The organism is Mesorhizobium sp. M1428 (assembly GCF_040317515.1).
Taxonomy (GTDB): Bacteria; Pseudomonadota; Alphaproteobacteria; order Rhizobiales; family Rhizobiaceae; genus Mesorhizobium.
This window is the reverse complement of record NZ_JAMYKT010000052.1, coordinates 1-15,879: the sequence shown is the minus strand read 5'-3', so window position 1 is coordinate 15,879 and position 15,879 is coordinate 1. Positions and strand designations below refer to the sequence as shown.

Genomic DNA, 15,879 nt, shown 5'->3' with positions numbered 1-15,879 from the left:
ACCTCCATCGAGGTGGATGTTGAATCAGCACAAAACGCAGCCGTCACATCACAATCGATTCATCGATCACAGGACGTGCTCTAGGTCGCCTTGGCAAAAAATTGCGATCTGGATCCGGCAGGTATGGACGGTATATTACGCGACAATTAAACGCCATGTTCCGTTTGCTGCTTAGCTTCGTCTCGTTGTTGTTTTCCACCACGCTTCTTTATGCGCAAGAGTGGCAGCCCTTCGGCATCAAGCAGTTTGGCTTTGTATTCGATGTGCCCCCTGGCTTTGTTCTGACTCAGCGTTCCGACCAGGGGGCAGCTTTTCAGGGCACAAACGAGGCCTTTCTTGCTGTTTGGGGCGCAAGGCTCGGCAAGGCCAGTTTCCGCGCCGAGATAGAGCATCGAATTGTCGAGGACGAAAAGGCAGGCTGGAAAGTGACCTATCGGCGCGTTAAGCCGACTTGGGCCAGCTATTCCGGCATCAGGGACGGGCAAATCCGCTACGTACGCGTCATTGCGATCTGCAATGACCGTGCGGCGCTCTTTACAATGAACTACAGCAGATCCGAAAAAATCCCCTACGATCCCGTCGTGGTGCGAATGGTGCGATCCCTACGGGCGGAAGGCTGCTAAAGCCTGATTAACTTTCAGAAACATGTGTGGACGTTGATCGCGCTCACTTGCAGCGAAGACTGAGATTTAACGCCAACAGCGGTTCTCAGTCGGCCCGTTCCACCGACGCACCGCCAACGTGGGGCAATCTGCTGTTTCCGCGGTTCCGCAACGGCGAAACCGAACCAGGCTGGGCGCCTAGCCCTCACCGCGGCCGCGGCGCTCAACGTTTGCGAGCCAGGCTCGCTGGCTGCTTGCACCGGCCTTCGCCGTTTCCATCACGTTCTTGGTGACTGCAATGATGGTTTGTTGAAGATTGTTGCCGGTATGATGGAACCGGAGTTCAACACGGCGCTCCAATAGCGTTCCAAGCCGTGCAAAAGTTTCAACCCTCGGCGGCATTGAGATTGTCGCCGGCTCCGCGAAAGGGTGCTGGATGCCGTCAACACAGTGGCTATCCCCGCGGGAAATACTTCCCCGACTGGCGATGATGTAGCCCCATTATCTGGGTCGACATTCCATAGTACAGAAGCCGAGCAACTGCGTCTGCCGCGACATTTTTTGGAGGTGAAAGCCGGCTGACCGGACCGAGCCACCAGCGATGCGACCGGAGTGACGCCGCCGGCCTGGCCTTCGCCACGGTATCGAAGCATCTCGCGACTGCTATCGCTGTTTGCGCTTCGCAACGCGAGCGGAAGCAGCAAAGAGACTGAGAGCCTCACCTCCGCGGGGCGACCGCCAAATGGCCAAAGGATGAATGCCAAATAATCGCAGCAGAGCGGTACATGCGCAACGAAAGTCGCTCGGCAGCGTTGCGGTCTATCCAAGGCGACAGGGAGGACAAGATGGCCGAAGACAAGAGTAAACGAGATTTCCGCGGACGCGACCGCACGTCAGCGCACGAAGACAATGAGGTGGAGTATTTCGCCGCCCAGAACGGCCTGACCCCCGACCAGCTCGGCAGAGATCCACGGCAAGGATCGCGCCCGCCTGACGGAGGCTGCAAAACGCGTCTTAGCTAATCTCCCAGACCGATGCGCCCAACCATGCCGCGATATTTCTTCGACTTCGCGGATGCCAATGAGTTGTATCAGGACGATCAAGGCACCGATCTTCCTGACGCGGAAGCTGCCAGGGTCGAGGCAGCAAGGGCCTTGGCGGCGATCGTGAAAGACAAGGCAGACGGTTCCAGCCGCGACTTCGCAATGATCGTTCGAACAGAGAAGGGCGAGGTGTTGCTTCACGCCAGGATCAGATTCGAAATTGAGATGGCGCACTAGAGGTGAGCGGGCGTCATAGAAAATACGAACGAGCGAGCACGTACCCGACCAATCCTAACATCGAGAGCACATAAAGGACCAGGAGCAACGGAATCATAGATGGTTGGTGGCCGACTAGGCTTCAGCTTCTTCCTGTTCCACCAGCCTGGCTTTCATAAGCACCTCATCGTCCGACCCATTTTTGCCGTGAGCCTCACTTGAAATCTTTGCCGCGACGTCTGCTCGGATTACTGGATCCTCGGGCAGGCGGCTCGGAAGCCATTCAGGAAGATTGTCGCCACCATTCTTGTCTATGGCCAACAATGCTTTCTGCCTCAACTATGCTCCAAATTTCTAATGCACCATTTTGACCAAGGGGTTTGCTCACCATGGTCCGTGACGACCTGCCCGCGTCTCCGGAGGAAGGACGCGGACCACAATCGCTTCCACCGATCCTGGAGCTGTGAGGAGTGATCGCGCGCACCAGGCTGCGCAGGCCCCCGAGTTACCCTTGCCTGATGCAAGGCGCCCGATCGCGTCCCGCCGTTCCCGCACGTGTGGGACGTTTCGCATTGAGGCTGGACACCGCTGACGGTGAAGGTTGGGCGTGCGCAGCAGACCTTGGCCCCGGACGATGCCAGATCGGGTGGCACCGATGGCCCGGCTCCTGTCCCCCCGAAAGTGCGCGTTTTTTGCCTCCTCGGAATTTCAGCCGGACTATCCCGGCTTCTCGGGCGACTTCCGGTTAGAATTCAGCATCCGTGGCTCGTGCACGAGTGATGCGCGATCGATTCCAATCGTTTCGATGAGATCGCGCGCCGTTATACCAGTCTCTTCGGCGAGCAACCCCGCATGAAGCTACTTGATACGCTCGCGGTCTGTCTTGTCCTCGCCAATTGGTGACAATCACCTTGTCGCAATCAGTTTTCGCTTTCGCTACGCCGAGGTGCATTCGAGCTCTTTCCTGGCGGATCTCCGCTGCCGTCCGATCGGCTCCCGCCGGCCGCCCGCCGGAGGGCCTTGGTAGCCTCCGCAACGCCCGCGCGATCGTTGTCATTGGCGCGGATCAGCTCGGGAACCTGATCCACGGCGATGCCATTTTGCTGAGCGAAATGCTTCACGTCGTAGTCCTGGCTAGGTTCCAGGCGGTCTCGGTCGCGCGTGCTCTTGTCGTCGGCCATGTAGTCCTCCCGGTGGAGCTTCGGATCAATGGCAACGCGGGCAAGCAGCTTTCGTTGCGCTTTTTACAGCCCGCGACTCCTGAATTGTTTGCTGGTCCGCCTCGACCTTGAGCCTGCTTTCCCTCCGTTCTGCCCCCGATGTGTTACTTGGAGCTGCAGTGTGAGCCAGGAGAATCGTGCGATTTCAGCTCATCTGAGGCGCTTGTGGTGATGAGCTCCTAAAGGAGCGGTTTAGTAGCGTCACCAGTTTTCCGTGACAGGCGGCACCAAGCGTCGCTACCAGGGCTGGTGGCCAGCCCCGGCAGGACCTCGCTGATCGTGGTGTCCCCTGGCGCGTCGACGGCGAACGCGATGATCTCGGCGATCCGGTCGTTGTTGCTTTTAATCCGGCTCATCTCTTAGGACGCCATCTTTTTGCGTGGGACAGGCGTCCAATCGGTGATTGCATCGACATCGATAGTGATCAGCCCGCCTGCCTTCATTGTAACTGTCCGGTCTTGCTCGTCCACGCGCGTCACTTCGCCTGTTAGCTGGAGTTCGTCGCCTGGCTTAGCCTTCTTAGGGGCAGGGATCGAATGTGGAAAACCGTAGGAGGGGATGCTGACGCTGGCTCTGCCGTCATCAAGCAACTTGAGCACCGTCACCGTGATCGCCACCTCGTCGCCGACGTTGATGTCTGTAATTTCCCAGGCCATGTGCATGAGTCTGGGGCGGTTGTTGCGGCCGTCAAGAGATTGCTAACTTGAAGAGAATGACTGACGTGCGCCTGAGCCCGCAATTTGTTTCGGAACCGATTCGAACCAGCGATATTGATTCAAATCGCAGCGTTTGGAGTGCGCGTGCATGCTTACCGAGCTTGGCCTTGGCCGGCTGTCGTTCATTGAGTTCCAAATGCCCACACTGGTCGACAAGCCGCCCAGGGGCCGCGGGTGGATCCACGAAATCAAATACGATGGATACCGTACGCAGCTGATCATCCAAGAGGGTAGGGTGCAGGCCTTCACGCGCAACGGCTACGACTGGACCGACAGATACGTCCCGATCGTCCGAGCTGCGGGTACGCTAAAAGTAAGGCGGGCAAATCATCGATGGCGAAGCGACAGTTTTTGGTGCTACAGGGCGTCCTGATTTCCAGGCACTACGCCGTGAACTTGGGAAGGCCGAATCGACCAAGCTGGTCTTCCACGCCTTCGACCTCCTCCATCTCAACGGCAAAGACGTGCGTGACGCTCCACTCCTCGAGCGTAAGCGGGCCTTGCAACGTCTATTGAAAGGCGCGCCCTCGGCACTCGTCTATGTTGATCATCTGGAAGGTGACGGCCCGACCGTGTTCGAGCACGCGTGCGAAATGGGCCTTGAGGGGATTGTCTCGAAACGCGCGGACTCCCCTTACCGCTCCGGCCGGCAGGAGAGCTGGCTCAAGCTCAAATGCGTCAAGAGCGACAATTTTCCGATTGTCGCCTTTGTCGAAAAGCTAGGTGCCAGGCCGCGCAGGATTGCCTCGCTTTACCTCGGTCGCCGCAAAGGCAATCGCGTCCACTATGCCGGTAAGGCGCAGAGCGGCTACAGCCTCACCGACGCACGCGAAGTGCGCGAACGCTTGGACCCGCTAATCGTCGACAAATCTCCGCTGGCCGAACCGATAGACAAGCCCAAAGCGACTTGGGTGCAGCCGGCCGTTGAGGCTGAGATCGAATATGGCGGGATCACCGATGACGGGCTGCTGCGGGAAGCCGTGTTCAAAGGGCTGCGGGATGATCTGAGCTTACCAGCCCACACGCCATTGGTCGGCAAGACGCAGCCGCCCAATGAAAGTTTCGGCGTCCCTCGCGAGAACATTTTGCAACTGCTGCCCGACGCAGTCGTGCCATCGAAAGAGGAGCTGATGAGCTATTGGACGAAGGTGGCGAAAAAAGCGCTTGTCCACCTCGGCCGGCGCCCGCTCAAGCTGGTTCGCCACTCGCACGGGGTCACCTTCTATCACAAGCGCGGATTGCCCGACATTCCGGATACCGTGCACCAACTGCGTGTTCAGAAGCGCGAGGGTGGAGAAGGCGTGAGGCTGTGGGTCGATGATCTTGATGGCCTGCTTGGCTTGGTGGAAATAGGCGCTGTCGAGTTGCATCCCTGGAACGCCACCGTCGATGATATCGAGCATGCCGACCGGGTTGTCATCGATCTGGATCCTGGCGAAGGGGTCGAATGGGAAATGATCGTCGAGACGGCTCTGAAGGTCCGGGACATGCTGCGTTCGGAAGGACTCGATAGCTGGCCGAAGGTGACCGGCGGCAAGGGTCTGCATGTGATGGCGCCACTGCAGCCCGTGATCACCCACGACGCCGCCCGGCAGTATGCCCGAAAGCTAGCGCAGCAGTTGGTCAGCAAGCATCCCGATCGCTATCTTTTGTCGGCTGCGCCATCGGCTCGTTGTGGGCGCATCTTTCTGGATTACCTCCGCAACGGCCGCGGCAACACAGCCGTCGGCGCTTACTCGCCTCGAGCCCGTTCAAGCTTTCCGATAGCCGCTCCCGTCACATGGACGCAGGTCGAAAAGGGAATTTTGCCAGACGCGTTTACGTTGGAGAGCCCATTTCGGCCGGCGAAGGCCGCCTGGACCACGTGCAAAAACCGATAGCAATCGCGAAGTCTTAGTCCATGCAAAGGCCTTATCGGCCTCGACCTTGAAGCTGTTTCATCTACCCTGGTGAGTTCGCCTCGAAGCTCAATATGTGGCCTCGCTTGAACTTGGATTTGCTGTGCCTTGATCGAATGCGGAAAATCGCAGCTCGGGTGGAGAGGCTGACGCGGGCATCTGTCACGCGCCTTCACTGTAGCGGTAAGCGCGACTTCGTCTCCAATGCTCACTCCCGGCGTCGAGGTGCCCAGCGGCTTGGCTGCGGGGGGACTGTCAGCAAGAGGCCGCTGGGCCCTGACGACCAGCGAGCGTAAGAGGAGGCCCTTTGCTGGCTGACGAAAACTTGCGCGTAAAGCCACGGAAAAGCATCATCCGAACGAACACCGTCGTCGAGATGTGGGGGCCGTGAGGCGTTAGCCGGCGCTTTGAGGACGACGGGACATGGCGCCTGCATCGGGACATCTGGAACTTAGGTGCGGCCCAATAGAATGCCGCGACCCGTAAGGCCCGCGCGGCTTTGCAGCAGTTGCAATGAGATTCGATTGAAACTGTTGATATGACTGAATTGATTATAATTGAACAGACTTGATGCGGTCTGCTCGTCAAGTCGGCTACCATCGCGCCACCGATCCGGGAGGCGGTTGGATTCGAGCTCAGCAGAACGGCAAATCTGGCTGACCACGACTTGCTGGGACTGGCGCGTTCTCCGGCACGGCGCGCTGCTGAGGCCTCTTGTCCGTTTGGTCATGCGCAGTCCGTGAGTCTCCAAGAACCCGTCCATCTCGTCAATGCCATGAGCCGAGACAACTAACTGTCATAGGCAAGTAGCGGCTCAACGGCTCCAGAAGAAAGCGGCCCCCCGACGCTCGTTCAACATTCGAGACCGCATTTGGCAAGTCTTTCAACGTCCGGGTACGCCCTGCTGCTTCGACCGCTCCTTTTGTCTTGCGGATTCAGGAATTCGAGCTTTTCGGTTGTTTCCGATCATCCATTTGGGAAACGACCGATGCCGGCAAGCAAGGTTCTATGGGGCCAAATCCTCACCGCCTTCCTGATCGTCGTCGCGACAACATGGGGGGCGACACAGTGGACGGCAGCGCGGCTCGGCTTTCAAAGCCAACTCGGTCCGCCGTGGTTCGAACTGGCTGGACAGCCCATCTATCCGCCGCCTGCCTTTTTCTGGTGGTGGTTTTTCTACGATGCCTACGCGCCGAAGGTCTTCCTTGAGGGCGCGGCGATTGCGGCGAGCGGAAGCCTGATGGCTATCGTCGCAGCGATCGGGATGTCGCTGTGGCGGGCGCGCGACGCAAAGGACACCACGACCTACGGCTCGGCGCGTTGGGCGACGCGAGACGAAATCAAGGCCGCCGGGATGATTGGTCAGGATGGGGTGGTGCTGGGTATGTTGGGCCGACACTATCTGCGCCACGACGGTCCGGAACACGTGCTATGTTTTGCACCGACCCGAAGCGGCAAAGGCGTCGGCCTGGTCGTGCCGTCACTGCTGACCTGGCCGGGTTCGGCAATCGTCCACGACATCAAAGGCGAAAACTGGGAATTGACGGCCGGATGGCGGGCCCGTTTCGGCCGGGTGCTTCTGTTCGACCCGACCAATGCTGGATCCGCAGCCTACAATCCGCTGCTGGAGGTGCGACGGGGCGAGTGGGAAGTTCGAGATGTGCAGAACGTGGCGGATGTCCTGGTCGACCCGGAAGGCACGTTGGAACGCCGCAACCACTGGGAGAAGACCAGCCATGCGCTGCTGGTCGGCGCCATACTGCACGTGCTCTATGCGGAGAAAGACAAAACCCTCGCCGGCGTGGCGAACTTCCTTTCCGATCCAGAGCGGCCAATTGAGACAACGCTGCGCGCCATGATGCTGACGCGGCATTTGGGTGATGCCGGCCCGCATCCCGTCGTTGCGTCGGCTGCTCGGGAACTGCTTAACAAGTCCGAGAACGAGCGTTCCGGCGTGCTCTCGACGGCCATGAGTTTTCTGGGCCTCTACCGCGATCCAGTTGTGGCCAAGGTGACGTCATGCTGTGACTGGCGGATCGCAGACCTTGTCGAGGAGGCACGGCCGACGACGCTTTATCTGGTCGTGCCGCCATCGGACATCAGTCGCACAAAGCCGCTGATCCGACTTGTGCTTAACCAGATCGGCCGCAGGCTCACCGAAGATCTTCACGCGAAGGATCACCGGCAGCGTCTTTTGATGCTGCTGGACGAGTTTCCCGCGCTTGGCAGGCTCGATTTCTTCGAAAGCGCGCTGGCCTTCATGGCCGGCTACGGCATCAAGTCGTTCCTGATCGCACAATCGCTCAATCAGATCGAAAAGGCCTACGGACCGAACAATTCTGTCCTCGACAATTGTCATGTGCGGGTGAGCTTCGCCACCAACGACGAGAGGACAGCCAAGCGCGTCTCAGACTCTCTGGGGACCGCGACCGAGTTGCGCGCCATGAAAAACTATGCGGGGCACAGATTGTCGCCCTGGCTCGGGCATCTGATGGTGTCGCGGCAGGAAACGGCGCGTGCACTGATGACGCCGGGCGAGATCATGCACCTGCCGCCGACCGATGCGATCATCATGGTCTCGGGCCAGTTCCCAATCCGTGCGAAGAAGGCACGCTACTTTGCCGACCCGCGTCTTGCCGGGCGTGTCTTGCCGCCACCAAGGACCGGAGGGACAACGCAAAACGCTCGCTCAGACGACTGGACCGACACGACACTTTTTGTTGACCTGAAAGGGAAATCTCGCGAGCTGAGGCATGCCAGAGATCAGCAGGACGAGGATCCGGCCAATGGCGGCATTCGCCGCCAGCCCGAGCTCCCCGAACACGAAAACATCGCGCCGGAGCGAACCCAACGGCGCGACGATGAGTTCGATCTCGACCGTGACGAGCCCGACGATGACGCCCTGCGTCGTGGCAGTGTCGATCAGGCTATGAGGCGCGCTGCACGACAGGCCGCCCTTGACCCCAATGATGGCATTGAGCTTTGAGCGCATGAAGAACGCCAAGAAAAGACGTCTGTCTGCCTATCTCGACCCTGACGTAATGAGGGCACTGGCAGATTACGCTGGGCGACGCGAGGTCTCGCTGTCACTGGTCGCCGAGGCTGCGCTCGCGTCTTTCCTGTCGCCGGACGCCGAAGAACGAAAGCAAGCGGCGATAACTCGCCGCCTCGATCAGATCGATCGACGCGTGCAGCGGGTCGAGCGTGACGTCGGAATTGCTATTGAAACGCTAGCATTGTTCGTCCGGTTTTGGCTCAACTCGACTCCAGCCTTGCCGGAATCGGCGCAAGCGGAGGCGCGCGCCAAGGGCTTGCAGCGCTACGACAATTTCGTTGATGCGCTCGGTCGCCGGCTTAGCAAAGGACCAAGGCTCAGGCAGGAGATAGCCGACGATGTCCCGCCAGCGCCGCCGGCAACTGGATGAGCTGCCGGCACGACAGGCGCTTCAACAGCCCGACTCCCGGTGCCCGGTTGCGGAGCTACTTTGCGCAGCTGATACCCATCAGAACACCTCTCATCGGAGCGGCGGGCCTCGGCATTCGTCTCCACAGTCGATCTCGGCTAGGCATGTGCCTTCCCAGATTGGAGTTGTTTCGACTGCGCATGCTGGGTTAAATTCGAGCCTTTTCCCCGGGGAACAGGTTCTTGCCCGTGCCGTACCCAAGATTGCAGATGAAGCTGCCGGCGGCACGGCATCGCAGCCGAAAACCGGAGATCGGGCCTTTCCTTCGGCGCAATAACTTTGAAACAAATCCTGCCGGCACGCGTTCCAGCAGAGCGGGCGGGTTGCCGGAGGACCCAATGCCCGACGACTACAATGACATCGTCATCCCCCAAGACCACGATGCATCGCCACTTCGGGAGGAGGAGTATTTCGTCGTCTGCCCGGCGTGTGGCCAGGCGTTCGATATCAGGTGTATGGCAGAGGCGCTTCATCACAACGAGCTGGGCCACGAGCCCTACGACCTCGACTCGTAGTCGGCAGTTACCGACGGTTGTCGACGAACGCCGAGCCTGATCGAGACGTAAGTTCTCGCCCATCTGGCCGGCGCCGTCTGGTCGTCTTACAACGAATCCCTGTCGCGAGGCCGGAGCTTCGCTGGCACGCTATGTCGTGACAGATACCTCGCGGGCTTTCAGCTGCAACTTGGGTGCCGTGCGATTGTTGTCGACGCGACCGCGGCCGTCACCGACCGGGTTATTAACCCAGGGCGATGGCTCCTAATCCACCGCAACCATGTCACCCAGTCCCGTCACGACGCTCCGAGCAGACCTATTGCCGGCATCGAGGGGCCCGGAGCCCATCGCGGTTGAACTTGCCGAGCGGCGACCATGCGCTCGTTGCAGAGCCCTGTTTCAAGTAATCCGAAGACACCAGGGACGCACTAGCTGCACTTGTGCCCTAGCCGTTGAGCTTCCATTGATCCATTCATCCGCCCCACATCCGGCTGGACCGCGCCGCACCCTTGGGCTGTTCAAAGGCGTGGGCATCTTCCCTACGCCGACACCGGCTGCTGTCTCGCAGGAGCATCAACCCGCTGAAATCCGGTGGTGCTTTCTCAGCCGAGTGATCGCCGACTTGTCGACCGTGATCACCCCGCCACAGTCAATCCGCACAGTGAGTTTGTTCGCCCCGCGATCGACGCGGGTGACGTCCCCAACAAGAACCACTCGGTCGCCGGCCCGGACTTTCGGTGGCGGATCAATCGTATAAGGATGGTCATACGAAGGAATGCTCACCCTGGCGCGCCCGCTGGGGAGAATCGCGATGACGATACCTGCCAGCGCAACCTCATCGCCGACCTCAAATTCGCGAGGCATGTTAACGTGCAGCATGGTCTTCCTCCCGATGCTTTCCTAATTCACGCTTTGCTAAATTAATGCCCGGCCAACCAGGTTGGTTGCTTGCAATCGACTTCGTACGGTTCCGCACAATTCCAAGCTGGTAGGCGCTCCCGTTGGCCTTGGATCGGCCTTGGTGCGTCAAATTCTGCAGAAATGGTTTGACATAGGTCGATGGCTTTACCTGCCGTGCGGGTTATTGAACCCGGATCATCGATGCGGGTGTCGTGCGCGTACGCGCAGGTCAAGTTCGTCGGGAATTTCAAGGCCAGCGAAGTCATCATCCAGCAATGTTCAGCCAGGCCGTATGTTGTTCGCAATGTTTGCACATGGAAGCCTCCGATCGGGGTGACATTTCAATACCAAGGGCAACCCGGCAGACGCCGGAAGCGGCAAGCCCGAAAGGCTAGAACGAGGACACAAGCCTTGCCCTTCTTCGCGCTAGGCTTCGAGCTTTTTGGCGAGCGACCCTGAGCTCGGGCAGCGTCGGTTGCCACCAGCCTCGCTGCCGTTCCGTTAACCCGGCAGCACGCCGAGCGGGCCATGTCTTAATCAATTCAGCCAACGTCGCCGGACGCCATCTGCCCCAGACATGGTCGACGTTCGTCTCGATCAAATGCGCATAGAACGCCGCTAACTCCGAGGCGTCGACGAGTTCACCCGAAATCTCGGTGAAGACCACGATGCCGTATTGCTGCGTTGCCACGGCACGGCCAAGCCGGGGCAAATCGTTAGGGGGCAGTGGATAGCGACGTCGCCTGCGTTCGGCATAGCGCAATCTGGCGGCTTTATATTCCTCGGAGTCTTTGGACGCTTCCCGTCGCCGTTTCCTCTCCTCCGGTTCTGCGCGGCGGGCGGCCCTTTCGATGCTTGGCCAATGGCGCCTCAACTCCTCGTAGGAGCGGAAAGGCACCCTCCAGGCCCGCAGTTCGTCGTCCCAGCTCGCCCACGGGACGGATCGCAGTTCGTCGAGAACCGTCCGCGAATATGGGGTGCGAATGCGCAGGTCGTCGGCGACTTCCAGATACCGGCTCGACAGGGGATCGAAGGCGAAGGCGTCCCGTCCTTTGCTGTCATCATGTGCTACTCGTAGATCCGCCTCTTGTGCCAGCCAGCGCTGGATGCGCCGCGCTGCAGTCTTTCCCGGCACGAACCAGCTTCTCCGCTCGTCACTCCACCTGGCGCGCGGGAATGTCTGTCGAAACCGCTCAACCGCGGCGCGATCGTATGGAAAGCGCGCTTCGGCACCAGGAACTGTCCGCGGTGCAGCAGGGGCGTCGGATTTTTCCATCAGGTTGCGAAGCACAGCACTGCTCGCAAACAACGCGGTGCAGCTCATTTGGGTCCCAAGAACACCAGAAGGTATGGTCAGAGCCGCAAGGGGAAGCTGATGGCGCGATCGGTGAAACTGCTCAACGCGCTAACGTGGCGAAACCTTCACCGCGCCGGACCGTTTATATCGATCCAGGAGAGGTCCATTCATGCCCAGACGAGATGCAAAAAACCCCAGACGGCCAGCGAGCCCTCGTTCGCGTCCCCTGAAAGGCGAGGAGACGGAAGTGAACCACATCGTCGAAACGCAAAGTATATCGCCAGCCCAGGCGCGGGAGCTGGTGCGGCGCCACGGAAACGATTGGCGTAAGATCGATGAAGCTGCGAAGTCTTTTAAGGATGACAGCTAAGCACTTCCAAGGCCGGGGAAGGGAGCTTTGTCACGGCAATCCGCGGGCAATCGGGCGGATCGGCTTGAGGTTGACGAAGGCCCACCATCGAACCTCAACATAAAGGACGTCGTCAACTGCCGATCACTGCATACGAATTGTTTGCCTCCAGGAATTAAAGACGCCGGACGAAAAGTTCCTATGATCCCGGCAACCGCCTCACGGGCAAGAAGACATCCGCTCCCGCCCCGGTAGCGAGCGAACCCGGCGGAGCTCACCTCATACGCAGGCCAAGCGCAAGTTCGGCCCGGTGGCACAACTTCGCGCTTCCACCAGTGAAGGATCGCCGTCGCTCACTTGCCAACGGGTCTCGGCGCCGACGCGCCACAAACGGAGTTCGAGGCGATTTTTGCCCAGGCGCAAGTCGTTCAAAGTGAGTTCCTCTATCCAGTCGGGCAGCCTTGGATCGATGTACAGCTTGCCATTTGGAGCGTCGGGCTGGAAGCCCATGATCGCTTGCAGAAGCGAAAAACAGGATCCGGCCGCCCATGCCTGCGGAACGTTCGCTCCCTTATACTGCACGGGGAAAGTCGTGGGCGTTCGCGGCAATCCGGCGAACAGCTCGGGCATTCGATGTTGCATGAAGTAGATTGCGGCGCTGCTCACGTCGCGAGAGAGGCGGCAGGCTTCCGCGAAAAAGCCATAGCGCCGGAAGCCGAGCGCGATCAGCCCGTTGTCATGCGGCCATACAGAGCCGCGTTGATAGGAATGTGGATTGTAGGCCGGGTGATCGGCCGAAAGCGTCCGAATCCCCCAACCGCTCCACATATCCGGCATCATCAGCCTATGCACCACCCTGACGGCTCGTTCGGGTGGGACTATTCCCGACCAAAGACAGTGACCGGGGTTGGAAGCGACGCTCAGCACCGGCTTCTTGTCGCCATCCAACGCGAACGCGTAGAAGCCGGATGCCTCGTCCCAGAAGACCTCGTTGAATCGGTCGAACAAGCTCTTGGCTTTGGCGCGTAGCTGCCCGGCACGATCGCCATCGCCTGTGGCATCGAAGATTTCAGCCATGCGCTGCCAAGCGTCATAGACATAGCCTTGCAATTCGCAAAGCGCCTTGGGTCCCTTCACCAGGGTGCCGTCGGGATAAACCAAGGCGTCACCGGCGTCTTTCCAGCTCTGGTTCTCGTACCCCGCAGCCGAGCGGGTTTCGTATTCCTGGAAACCGTCGCCGTCACGGTCCCCATACCGGTCAATCCAATCCAGGCACTTCTCGGCCGTTGCCATGTGTCGCTCGAGAAGGCTGGCGTCACCGGTGCATCGCCAAGTGTTGTGGAGCACGATCAGATACAAAGGCGTGGCATCGGCCGTGCCGTAATAGGGCGTATGGGGGATCAAATTGAAATGGGCGAGTTCGCCGGTGCGAAGCTCATGCATTATCTTCCCCGGTTCCGCATCGCGGTAGTCGTCTCGTTCGGTGGCCTGAAATCGCCCTAAAACGTCCAAGGCGCCGCGCGAAAAATCTGGGTAGACCAGGGCATTCTGAAGTGAGACTATCAGGCTGTCGCGCCCGAACAGGCTTATGAACCAGGGTAGTCCGGCGGCCGGCACGTATTCTAGTTCGTCCGTACCTTCGATCGGCAGCCGCAGCGCGGCCATGTCTTCGACCGCCTGATGGTAGAAGCGATGAAATTCGTCATTGGAACAGTTGAACTTCAATGCGCTGCCTTGCCATCCCGCGAGGCGTTTTGCGGCCTTCGACTCGAGGCATTTGTCAATGCAGGCTCGCGGTGCCCGATAGATTGTCTCGCCATTGCCAAAGTCGTAGAGAAGACAAGCATGCCATGTCGCGCCCGGTTCGAGCTCGATGTCGAAGCTGATCCGGCCATTGGCATAGACGGGCTTTGTGGCCGTCCGGCGGACCTTGACAATGACGTCTCGCTTGAAGTCCCGATTCACGTACGAGGTACGAAGGCTCGCCGCTCTGGACGACCATTCCGTGGTAATACGTCCGCGACGGATGATTGCGTCGGCCTTGACTTCGAAAAGATCGGCAAAGTCGCTGCGCATGGCAACTTCCAAATTGAACCGCACTGGCTTTTGCCCGTGGTTTACGAGTTCAAAATCCTCATGCAGCCCACCATCCAAGGCGCGGCCGATTACCAGCCCAAGGCTGCCTGCTGGCACATGGTTCGTTTCGGTCGCGAACGCCTGATTGACCAGATAGATCTTGGCGGCGAAGTAGGCGATGTTTCCGGAACTGAGGAGGTCCCATGGTTGCCCATTGGCAAAGATCTGCCAGCTGGATATCAGGCGTGTGTCAGACGCATACAACCCGTTATACGTGGGCCAGGCGATCTGGCCATCCGGTTCGGTGACAAGGAAGCTGCGTCCCTGGTTAATCGCCAGACGTGGCGGTCCGACTGTGATCTCTAGCGTCATTGGTTCAACCGTCACCCGATCGATCAGCATCCACGGGAACAGATTGAACGGCCAGTGTCGGCCGCCGCCGCGATCGTCGGCTACGAGACCTGACGTCTGCCTTGAACGCCTGGCCCCAGATCCACCAGCCGGTCATCAATGAGCTCGAACAATCTGACCGCTTCGAGCACATAGCCGCGAACAGGGGCCGACAAACCCGCCCCCTCCAGCAGAACTGCCAAGCCCGTCCCGGCGAGCACATCCTCCAGCCGCACCAGAAGCACGCGTGGCGAGCCTGACCTCATCCATCACCAGCAGCTCGGCGAAAGTATGAGCCCACGGCCGTTGCGCACGTCTGCTGTTCGCCACCAGGATCGAGCCGGCGGTCTGCCATCCGCCAACGCGCGGGCCGGAGAAAGATGGATACTTTCTGGCGAGGCCCGGCGACGCAGCAATCTGGTTGCGACGGCACGCGTCCATCCGGAGTTGTCCTCGACCGTCTTTCATCAAAATAGTCGCCGGCTTCAGGTGCTTGCGGGCGCCAACCTTCGAAGTGTCTTCCGCTCAAACTGGTGTATTCTCGGCGACTGTCAACAAGCAGAACGGCTGGGTGCGCAACGCATTTTGCCCACATAAGATGAGGGTCAGCCCAAAGCCGCGCGCTCCCGAGGGGTGAGCAGAGAGGGGTTCCAGCACGTCGACACGCGCCGCAGGGGCGACGGCCCCACACTGGTTGCATCCTCCATGGTGCAAACGACCGCTGCGGTTCTGAAAACCATGCCAGTCCGATATCGCCCACCGAGGCTAGACCCAAAGGCGTGAAGTCGCGCGACCCAGAATGATGGACACCACATTGGCAGCACCATCTGCACCAGACTGTTCGAATACTGCGGCACCTCAGGGACCAGGTGGCGTGCGATGAACCTTCGGGGCCTGCGCAGGCAGCCGCGGCGGCGCGGAGCGCGCTCGACGGCGCATGCTCTCATCGCGATCGAACGCAAGTGTGGCTGTTCCGGTGTTCGTGAGTGCTCGGTAGAGTGCCACATAATCGCTGCACATGCGCTCGACCGTGAACCGATTTTCGAACGTCTGCCGCACTCGTGCGCGATCGAGGCTGTCTATGCGCCGGAGCGCGCCCACAGCTTCCTCCACCGTATCCGCGATCCACCCGGACACACCGTCATCGATGATCTCCGGGACGGCGCCACGCCGGAACGCAACCACCGGCGTACCGCAGGCCATTGCTTCGATCG

General features: G+C 59.8%; 15 protein-coding genes and 1 pseudogene. 7 read left to right on the top strand and 9 right to left on the bottom strand.

The window, feature by feature from the left end; all coding sequences use genetic code 11:
• Positions 1-155: 155 nt before the first annotated feature.
• Positions 156-623: a hypothetical protein gene (locus NKG60_RS31720; protein ID WP_352863125.1), complete on the top strand. Its 468-nt coding sequence runs from the start codon at positions 156-158 to the stop codon at positions 621-623.
• 177 nt (positions 624-800) lie between these two features.
• Here NKG60_RS31720 and NKG60_RS31715 read toward each other — a convergent pair whose 3' ends face one another.
• On the bottom strand, positions 801-1,004 hold the full coding sequence (locus NKG60_RS31715) for a hypothetical protein (protein ID WP_352863123.1): 204 nt from the start codon (positions 1,002-1,004) through the stop codon (positions 801-803).
• Positions 1,005-1,636: 632 nt separating this feature from the next.
• Here NKG60_RS31715 and NKG60_RS31710 point away from each other — a divergent pair.
• The gene (locus tag NKG60_RS31710) at positions 1,637-1,882 is read left to right on the top strand and encodes a DUF6894 family protein (RefSeq protein ID WP_352976646.1); all 246 of its coding nucleotides are present in this window, start codon (positions 1,637-1,639) and stop codon (positions 1,880-1,882) included.
• A gap of 114 nt (positions 1,883-1,996) precedes the next feature.
• Here the strand turns inward: NKG60_RS31710 and NKG60_RS31705 are convergent, their stop codons facing one another.
• The 3 genes from NKG60_RS31705 to NKG60_RS31695 all read right to left on the bottom strand — a co-directional run bounded on the left by NKG60_RS31705 (position 1,997) and on the right by NKG60_RS31695 (position 3,737).
• Complete coding sequence (locus NKG60_RS31705) at positions 1,997-2,200, bottom strand: hypothetical protein (RefSeq protein ID WP_352661254.1); 204 nt, start codon at positions 2,198-2,200, stop codon at positions 1,997-1,999.
• Positions 2,201-2,781: 581 nt separating this feature from the next.
• The gene (locus tag NKG60_RS31700) at positions 2,782-3,042 is read right to left on the bottom strand and encodes a hypothetical protein (RefSeq protein WP_352863121.1); all 261 of its coding nucleotides are present in this window, start codon (positions 3,040-3,042) and stop codon (positions 2,782-2,784) included.
• 398 nt (positions 3,043-3,440) lie between these two features.
• Complete coding sequence (locus tag NKG60_RS31695) at positions 3,441-3,737, bottom strand: hypothetical protein (protein ID WP_352863119.1); 297 nt, start codon at positions 3,735-3,737, stop codon at positions 3,441-3,443.
• A gap of 148 nt (positions 3,738-3,885) precedes the next feature.
• Here NKG60_RS31695 and ligD point away from each other — a divergent pair.
• The 4 genes and pseudogenes from ligD (at position 3,886) to NKG60_RS31675 (ending at position 9,674) form a co-directional block, all read left to right on the top strand.
• Positions 3,886-5,677, top strand: a pseudogene (ligD, locus tag NKG60_RS31690) (DNA ligase D).
• A gap of 1,006 nt (positions 5,678-6,683) precedes the next feature.
• The gene (locus NKG60_RS31685) at positions 6,684-8,681 is read left to right on the top strand and encodes a conjugal transfer protein TraG (RefSeq protein ID WP_352976643.1); all 1,998 of its coding nucleotides are present in this window, start codon (positions 6,684-6,686) and stop codon (positions 8,679-8,681) included.
• A 4-nt stretch (positions 8,682-8,685) separates the two neighbouring features.
• Positions 8,686-9,120 carry a CopG family transcriptional regulator gene (locus tag NKG60_RS31680; RefSeq protein WP_352494341.1) on the top strand — a complete coding sequence of 145 codons (435 nt, stop codon included), beginning with the start codon at positions 8,686-8,688 and terminating at the stop codon, positions 9,118-9,120.
• 377 nt (positions 9,121-9,497) lie between these two features.
• A complete protein-coding gene (locus NKG60_RS31675) occupies positions 9,498-9,674 on the top strand; it encodes a hypothetical protein (RefSeq protein ID WP_352493559.1) in 177 nt (58 codons plus the stop codon).
• 552 nt (positions 9,675-10,226) lie between these two features.
• Here NKG60_RS31675 and NKG60_RS31670 read toward each other — a convergent pair.
• Both NKG60_RS31670 and NKG60_RS31665 read right to left on the bottom strand, forming a co-directional pair.
• Positions 10,227-10,532, bottom strand: coding sequence for a hypothetical protein (locus NKG60_RS31670; protein WP_352661271.1), 306 nt, complete (start codon positions 10,530-10,532; stop codon positions 10,227-10,229).
• 412 nt (positions 10,533-10,944) lie between these two features.
• Entirely contained in the window at positions 10,945-11,829 is an 885-nt protein-coding gene (locus tag NKG60_RS31665) for a hypothetical protein (RefSeq protein ID WP_352863268.1), read from the bottom strand.
• A 268-nt stretch (positions 11,830-12,097) separates the two neighbouring features.
• Here NKG60_RS31665 and NKG60_RS31660 point away from each other — a divergent pair, with 268 nt between their 5' ends.
• The gene (locus NKG60_RS31660) at positions 12,098-12,220 is read left to right on the top strand and encodes a hypothetical protein (RefSeq protein WP_352493557.1); all 123 of its coding nucleotides are present in this window, start codon (positions 12,098-12,100) and stop codon (positions 12,218-12,220) included.
• Positions 12,221-12,478: 258 nt separating this feature from the next.
• On the opposite strand, the gene NKG60_RS31655 is transcribed toward NKG60_RS31660, so the two are convergent.
• The 3 genes from NKG60_RS31655 to NKG60_RS31645 form a co-directional block, all read right to left on the bottom strand.
• The gene (locus NKG60_RS31655; RefSeq protein WP_352661274.1) at positions 12,479-14,677 is read right to left on the bottom strand and encodes an amylo-alpha-1,6-glucosidase; all 2,199 of its coding nucleotides are present in this window, start codon (positions 14,675-14,677) and stop codon (positions 12,479-12,481) included.
• Positions 14,678-14,727: 50 nt separating this feature from the next.
• On the bottom strand, positions 14,728-14,910 hold the full coding sequence (locus tag NKG60_RS31650) for a hypothetical protein (protein WP_352661277.1): 183 nt from the start codon (positions 14,908-14,910) through the stop codon (positions 14,728-14,730).
• Between the two features lie 613 nt (positions 14,911-15,523).
• Positions 15,524-15,879 (bottom strand): glycosyltransferase (locus tag NKG60_RS31645; RefSeq protein WP_352863115.1); only part of this gene is annotated, 356 nt, incomplete at its 5' end.

Excerpts from the sequence above, each read along its gene's own strand:
- NKG60_RS31695 (WP_352863119.1), bottom strand. The coding sequence starts at position 3,737 with ATGGCCTGGGAAATTACAGACATCAACGTCGGCGACGAGGTGGCGATC.
- NKG60_RS31675 (WP_352493559.1), top strand. The coding sequence starts at position 9,498 with ATGCCCGACGACTACAATGACATCGTCATCCCCCAAGACCACGATGCA.
- NKG60_RS31655 (WP_352661274.1), bottom strand. The coding sequence starts at position 14,677 with ATGCTGATCGATCGGGTGACGGTTGAACCAATGACGCTAGAGATCACA.
- NKG60_RS31665 (WP_352863268.1), bottom strand. The coding sequence starts at position 11,829 with ATGGAAAAATCCGACGCCCCTGCTGCACCGCGGACAGTTCCTGGTGCC.
- NKG60_RS31670 (WP_352661271.1), bottom strand. The coding sequence starts at position 10,532 with ATGCTGCACGTTAACATGCCTCGCGAATTTGAGGTCGGCGATGAGGTT.
- NKG60_RS31710 (WP_352976646.1), top strand. The coding sequence starts at position 1,637 with ATGCGCCCAACCATGCCGCGATATTTCTTCGACTTCGCGGATGCCAAT.
- NKG60_RS31685 (WP_352976643.1), top strand. The coding sequence starts at position 6,684 with ATGCCGGCAAGCAAGGTTCTATGGGGCCAAATCCTCACCGCCTTCCTG.
- NKG60_RS31715 (WP_352863123.1), bottom strand. The coding sequence starts at position 1,004 with ATGCCGCCGAGGGTTGAAACTTTTGCACGGCTTGGAACGCTATTGGAG.
- NKG60_RS31680 (WP_352494341.1), top strand. The coding sequence starts at position 8,686 with ATGAAGAACGCCAAGAAAAGACGTCTGTCTGCCTATCTCGACCCTGAC.
- NKG60_RS31720 (WP_352863125.1), top strand. The coding sequence starts at position 156 with ATGTTCCGTTTGCTGCTTAGCTTCGTCTCGTTGTTGTTTTCCACCACG.
- NKG60_RS31700 (WP_352863121.1), bottom strand. The coding sequence starts at position 3,042 with ATGGCCGACGACAAGAGCACGCGCGACCGAGACCGCCTGGAACCTAGC.